The 6,478-nt window shown below is 26.3% G+C and carries 7 protein-coding genes; 5 read left to right on the top strand and 2 right to left on the bottom strand.

The genetic code is table 11. From position 1 onward, the window contains the following. From A500_RS17570 to A500_RS20595, 3 genes are all read left to right on the top strand, one after another. Positions 1 to 488 (top strand): flagellin (locus tag A500_RS17570; protein WP_016208918.1); only part of this gene is annotated, 488 nt, incomplete at its 5' end. Between the two features lie 207 nt (positions 489 to 695). Continuing rightward, on the top strand, positions 696 to 3,914 hold the full coding sequence (locus A500_RS19760; RefSeq protein ID WP_016208919.1) for a glycosyltransferase: 3,219 nt from the start codon (positions 696 to 698) through the stop codon (positions 3,912 to 3,914). Positions 3,915 to 3,986: 72 nt separating this feature from the next. Then, positions 3,987 to 4,160, top strand: coding sequence for a hypothetical protein (locus tag A500_RS20595; protein WP_157453701.1), 174 nt, complete (start codon positions 3,987 to 3,989; stop codon positions 4,158 to 4,160). 166 nt (positions 4,161 to 4,326) lie between these two features. Here A500_RS20595 and A500_RS17580 read toward each other — a convergent pair whose 3' ends face one another. Both A500_RS17580 and A500_RS20120 read right to left on the bottom strand, forming a co-directional pair. After that, positions 4,327 to 4,698 (bottom strand): type II toxin-antitoxin system death-on-curing family toxin, encoded by a 372-nt coding sequence (locus A500_RS17580; protein WP_016208920.1) that lies wholly within the window; start codon positions 4,696 to 4,698, stop codon positions 4,327 to 4,329. Then, positions 4,698 to 4,871, bottom strand: coding sequence for a DUF2281 domain-containing protein (locus A500_RS20120; protein ID WP_016208921.1), 174 nt, complete (start codon positions 4,869 to 4,871; stop codon positions 4,698 to 4,700). The genes A500_RS17580 and A500_RS20120 overlap by 1 nt, the downstream gene beginning before the upstream one ends. Positions 4,872 to 5,043: 172 nt before the next feature. Here A500_RS20120 and A500_RS17585 point away from each other — a divergent pair, with 172 nt between their 5' ends. Then, positions 5,044 to 5,625 carry a transposase gene (locus tag A500_RS17585; RefSeq protein ID WP_016208922.1) on the top strand — a complete coding sequence of 194 codons (582 nt, stop codon included), beginning with the start codon at positions 5,044 to 5,046 and terminating at the stop codon, positions 5,623 to 5,625. Positions 5,626 to 5,873: 248 nt separating this feature from the next. Then, a complete protein-coding gene (locus A500_RS17590) occupies positions 5,874 to 6,455 on the top strand; it encodes a Uma2 family endonuclease (RefSeq protein ID WP_016208923.1) in 582 nt (193 codons plus the stop codon). Positions 6,456 to 6,478: the final 23 nt, after the last annotated feature.

Here is a 6,478-nt window from a genome sequence, read left to right on the forward strand (position 1 = left end):
TACAAAAATCTAATACTGGTACTTATAGTACAGCAGATAGGGCTAATGTTGCAGAAGAGATGACAGCTTTGGCAGCAGAAATAACTAATATTACTTCTAATACTAAGTTTAATGGTGCTTCAGCAATGGCAGCGGCAACAATAATAATTGATGATACGGGAAATAGCCTAGTTATTGGTGCAGCATCATTAAATTTAGCTACTGGTGCAAATTCAGTAAGTACTGCAGTGGCTATCGATTCAGCAATAGATCAAGTTAATACAGAAAGAGCAAAATATGGTGCATTACAAAATAGATTAGAACACATAGTTAACAACTTAGGAACTACAACAGAAAATCTACAAGCGTCAGAATCAAGAATTAGAGACGTAGATATGGCAAAAGAAATGATGAATTTCTCAAAGAATAATATTTTATCACAAGCTGCCCAAGCAATGCTTGCTCAAGCTAATCAACAACCACAGGGAGTTCTTCAATTATTAAGATAAGCAGTGAAGCAATTTTAGTACTTTTCTAAAATTGTGTGAATTGTTGTCAGTGACTGAATGGGAGTTGAGTTTTCTTTAATCAATAATCAAATTAATTAAAATAAAATAGGATGGAAAGTTTCTATCCTATTTTATTTTATTATTTTCATAGAGAATTTACTGAATTTTGTATAAAAATAATAAGAAATACACAGGAGGAAATAATATATGTTACTAAGTATTGGAATGATGGTTAAAAATGAATCAAAGTATCTTAGAAAATGTTTAGAGAGTTTACAATCAATTAGAGATGTAATAGATTCAGAATTAATTATTGTAGATACAGGTTCTACGGATAATACTGTTGAAATTGCAAAAGAATTTACAGATAAGGTATATTATCATAAATGGGAAAATGATTTTTCAAAAATGCGAAATACTACTATTAGTTATTCTAATGGGGAATGGTTTATGTATATTGATGGGGATGAGATTATAAATGACCCAAATGGAATAATAGAATTCTTTAAATTTAATAAGCATAAAGAATATAATACAGCATGTGTGTCAATAAAAAGTTTTACCTCTACAGAAAATGAAAAAAACTTTTCTGTACTTTTAGCACCAAGACTTTTTAAGAACTATGATAGTTTTTGTTTCAAGGGAGCAATTCATAATCAACCGAAACTTAAAAAACCTATTATTATGTTGAATTCAGAATGGATACATTATGGTTATATTAATGATGATAAGGAGTTAATGGAAAGGAAATTTAAGAGAACAGCAACTATATTAAAAGGTGAATTAAAAAAAGATCCAGAAAACATCTATTATTTATTTCAGTTGTCTGTTTCCTATGCAATGCATGGAGACATTGAAGAATCTTTAGAACCCATATGTAAGGCATATAATTTAATAAAAGTAAACAAATTACATATAAATGACTATTTATATGTATATGGGCAATTAGCTAAAACTTACTTGAGAAATAACAAATATAAAGAAGTTGAAGAAATTTGTAATGAAATAATTAAAGAAGATAATATTTATATAGATTTATATTTTTATTTGGCAAGAGCTCAATATATGATGAATAAAAATGAACAGTCAATTAAAAATTATAGTACATACTTAGATAAGGTTAGCAATTATAGCATATCTCAGACAAGTAAGAATATTACAATAGTTAACGATACCCTTGGAAAATATGAAAATGCTTATCTTGATTTAAGTGTACTTTATGATAGAATAGGAGAATTTGAAACTTCCTTAGAATATTTAAAGAAAATAGATTCAGATAGCATTTTACAGGCTGCTTTAAACAGAATAATTATATTGCATGGAAAATTAAATGTGTTTGAGGAATTAAAGCGTTATTATGATTATGAGTTAGTGAAAAAGCATTCAGGATTAGAAGAAAACTTTTTAAGTGCTTTAGAAAAATATATTGTAAGTGTTACTCCCCAAACAAGGAAAAGAGTATATCAAGCTTTCTCTGATGGAGATACAAAGTATTCTTTGTTAAATAAACTAAGAATTGAATTAGAGCATGATTATGAAGGCTTAGAAGATAAAGTAAAGATATTTAATTTCAATAATTTACCAAGCTATTATGGCGATTTATTATATTTTTCTTTATGTAAAAAAATATCTTTAGAAGATTTATTGGATAAAACAAATGATTTTAAAATAAAAGAGTATTTTAATCTTTTAATGAATAAGTACGATGATTTAGGATTAAAGATATATGCATATATAAAGGAGTTTGGAAACAAAGACTTAAATATTAGTTCAGCTAGAATAAGTAAGGTATTAGCTATATATCTTTTTAAATCAAATTGTATTAGTGATAGTCAATATAAGGAGATATTTGAAAGTTACTTAAAAAGTGGATATTATTATCTGGAACAAGTCTATAATGAGAATGTTATAGAAAATGAGTTAGTCAATATTATTAAAGAAGAGGAAGACTTGTTCTTAATGTACATGTATTTAGCAGAGAAATATAAGCAGGATAAGTCTAAATATTTAAGAAATATTAGAATGGCTTTAAGCTCTTGTAAGTATATGAAAAAGGGAGTTGAGATGTTAGGGAAGGAAGTATCTCAAGATTTAGTTCAAAATTCTGATGAAATGAATGAGTATAAGAAAAAAGTAAAAAAGGTTTTAACTGAATTAATAAATGATAACAATTTAATAAATGCTAAGAAAATTATTGAAGAGTATGAGAATATAATAAAAGAAGATCTAGATATTTGTTCCATGAAAGCAGTTATTGCAATTGTGGAGAATAGGTTAGAAGATGGGGAATCAATACTGAAAAATGGATTGGAAATAGATAAGAATAATTTTGATTTAAATTACAATTTAGGGTATGTCTATGAGCAATTAGAGAAGTTTAATCTAGCAATAGACTACTATAGTAAAGCTGAAAAATATTGTACTAATACTAATATGAAAAATGAAATAAGTGATAGTATTAACAGAATCAAAGATCATCATGATAATCTTATAGTAGAAAACAGAAAGAAAATAGTATTTTTCTCTAAAGGTGATGATAAGTTTATATGGGATATAATAAATGAATTATCTAAAGAATATGAAACTAAAAAAGTAACCGTAAGGAATTTTAAAGAGATTGATGAATGGATGGAATGGGCTGATATATGTTGGTTTGAGTGGTGCGATGAACTTGTAGCTTATGGTAGTAAACATAAGTTAGCAAAAGAAAAGAAAATTATTTGTAGGCTTCATAGTTATGAGGCATTTACTGACTATCCTAAAAATGTAAATTGGAATGATGTAAATAAAATTATATTTGTTGCGGAACATATTAGAGATTTTGTAGTGGAAAAGTTTAAAGTGGATAAGAATAAAACTACCGTTATAGCAAATGGAGTAGATATAGATAAATATACTTTTAAGGTAAGAAATATTGGCTTTAATATTGCTTATGTTGGATACATAAATTACAAAAAAGGACCTATGTTATTATTGCATACCTTTAAAGCTATTTATGATAGGGATAACAGATATAAATTATATATTGCGGGACAGTTTCAGGATGATAGAGATGTGTTATATTTTAAGCAGATGACAAAAGAATTTGGAATCGAGAGAAATGTATTTTTTGAAGGATGGCAAAGTGATTTAAATATATGGTTAGAAGACAAAAACTATATTTTATGCACAAGTATACTTGAATCTCAAAATATGAGTGTTATGCAAGCAATGGCAAAGGGAATAAAACCTATTATTCATAATTTTGTAGGAGCTAGAAGTATATATAAGCATGAATATATTTGGAGTACAATAAATGAATCTACTGATATGATTATAGAAAAAGAATATGATTCAATAAAATATAGAGATTTTATTGAAGATAAATACTCCATAAATAAGCAGATTATTCGAATAAAGAATATGATGGAAAAGCTAAAAAATTAACTCTATATTCTTGAATAATGGTAACTTTAGAAGAATTAATCTAATTATTCTAAAAGGGGAGGTGATTATGTATTGATTCATATTGATTCGGCAGATATTACGAGGATATTTAAGACAAGTAGTGGTAATAAAATGAATTTACCTTTATTTTCTATAGGAAAAGGCAGTTATATTAATTCTATGGAAATAAGTAAGGGGCCTGAAGATGAAGTGATTAGCAAACTCAGTCGTTTCTCTCCTTCGTAAGCAACCCAGGGTAGAAGAAGTTTCCAAATATAAGTTGTATAAGATTAAAAATTTTACTTTTTATTAAGAATTTAAACCAGTTATATTAAAAAATAAAGAAAAGTATAATAAAATGAGTTTTTTAACTTTTTATTATACTTTTTAGATATAGTAAAGTTGATTATATTTAATTTTTCAATATAAAATTTCTAATATCATTTTTATCTAAAACTCCACTTGCAACTCCGAGTCCTAGGTTAATTAAATCTTGTTGCGAAGGTTTAACAGCTATATTATTTTTATAACAAAGAGTTAACAAAACTATACAACCTACACGTTTATTTCCATCATTGAACCCATGATTTTTTATAAATGAGTAGGAAATCATAGAAATTTTATCTTCAAGAGTTGGATATAAATCTTCACCATCGAAAGTTGCAACTCCACAGTTTAATGAGCTTTCAATTAATGAAATATTCTTTATTCCGTGGGTACCCCCATGTCTTCTTATTGTTAATTTATTTATATAAATTATATCTTCAATAGTTAAGTTTTTCATTATTTAGCAAGCTCCTTTAATGCTTCATCATATTCAGAGACTAATGAATCAATTAAAGATTTAGTTTCTTTTAATTCCTTAGATTTTAAATATTCTGCAAAATCAATAATTTCGTGCAATTTTTCATCAGAAATATTTTCAATAACTTCTAATAATTTTTGGGCTAAAGTCATACTAACACCTCCAGTTATATTATACTTTTATTATATCCTAAAATGTGATAGTTTCAAACAATAGTGCACAGGAACCCAGGGTAGAATAAATTTCCATATATAAGAAATAAGAGATTAAAAATTAAGCTTCTTGTTAAGAATTAGTAAAAGGAATTATCAAGAGGTGAAGTTAATGACACGAAAAAGAGAATGGTATAAAGGGGCAACATACCACGTTACAGTAAGAGGAAATAGACGAAATGATATATTTAGAGATAAAGAGGATTTTGAATATTATCTAAATATAATAGAAGAAGCGTTACTTTATTATATAAATTATAACTATAAAGTTATTTGCTACTGTCTAATGGATAATCATGTACATTTAATGATAAAAACAGACATAGAAGTACTAGGAAAATTAATGGGAAGAATAAGTGCAGCATATACAAGATATTTTAATAAAAAGTATAATTATATAGGACATTTATTTCAAGATAGATATTATTCGGAGTTAATTGAAAATGATATACAAATGTTAGAAACAAGTAGATATATACATTTAAATCCTGTAAGAGCTAAAATGGTTAAAAATCCAGCAGAGTATATATGGTCTAGTTATAATATGTTTATAGGAAATAAGAAAGAAAAAATTATTGATTCTAGCTTTATATTAAATTATTTTAAATATAAGGATAGAGCGGAACTTTACATAAAATTTGTAGAAAGTGAGTTTGAAGAATTTAAAAAATTACAGGAAGATGAATTGGATTAGTAAGTGAATTCAGCAAAACTGTCCTCCTAAACAACCCATGGTAGAATAAATTTCCAAATGGAAAACAAGTACGAGTATCATCAATAAAAGAATAATTAAATAAATTTAAATTATAAAAAACAGATGACTAAAATCATCTGTTTTCCTGGTTTAAAAGGTTAAAGAATTAGGATATAATAAAGGTAAGTATTTGAATAGAAGCTTATTAGATCTAAGAGAAATAAGTACATAGTAAAGGAAGTGATTTAATGTCTACTAATGCAGCAAAAAATAAAATCTATACTTATGATGATTATTTAAAATTTACAGAGGATGAAGTGGTTGAAATTATAGATGGGAGAATTTTTGCAATGTCACCAGCACCTAGTAGAATACATCAAGAAATAATAATGGAAATTTCGTCAGAAATAAGGAATTATATAAAAGTTAATAATGGAAACTGTAAGGTATATCCTGCTCCTTTTGATGTAGTTCTTAAAAAGGATGATGAAGATATAAAAAAATCAAAAAATATCGTTCAACCTGATATATCTGTTATTTGTGATAAAAGTAAATTAACTGATAAAGGCTGTACTGGATCCCCAGATATGATTGTTGAGGTTGTTTCTCCTTTTAATCCTAGTAATGATTATATTAAAAAGTTAAGTTTATATGAAGAATATAAGGTTAAAGAGTATTGGATTGTTAATTCTATGCAAAAGAGTATATTAGTATATAGTTTAGATAGCGATGTTTATGGAGCACCTTCATTTTATACATTTAATGATGAAATAAAAGTAGGTATATTTGAAAATCTAAAAATTGATTTTAAATCCCTAGATATTTCATAGTAAGAGAGTCATTTAGAATCCTT

Origin of the sequence: Clostridium sartagoforme AAU1 (genome assembly GCF_000401215.1) — a bacterium.
Lineage (GTDB): Bacteria > Bacillota > Clostridia > Clostridiales > Clostridiaceae > Clostridium > Clostridium sartagoforme.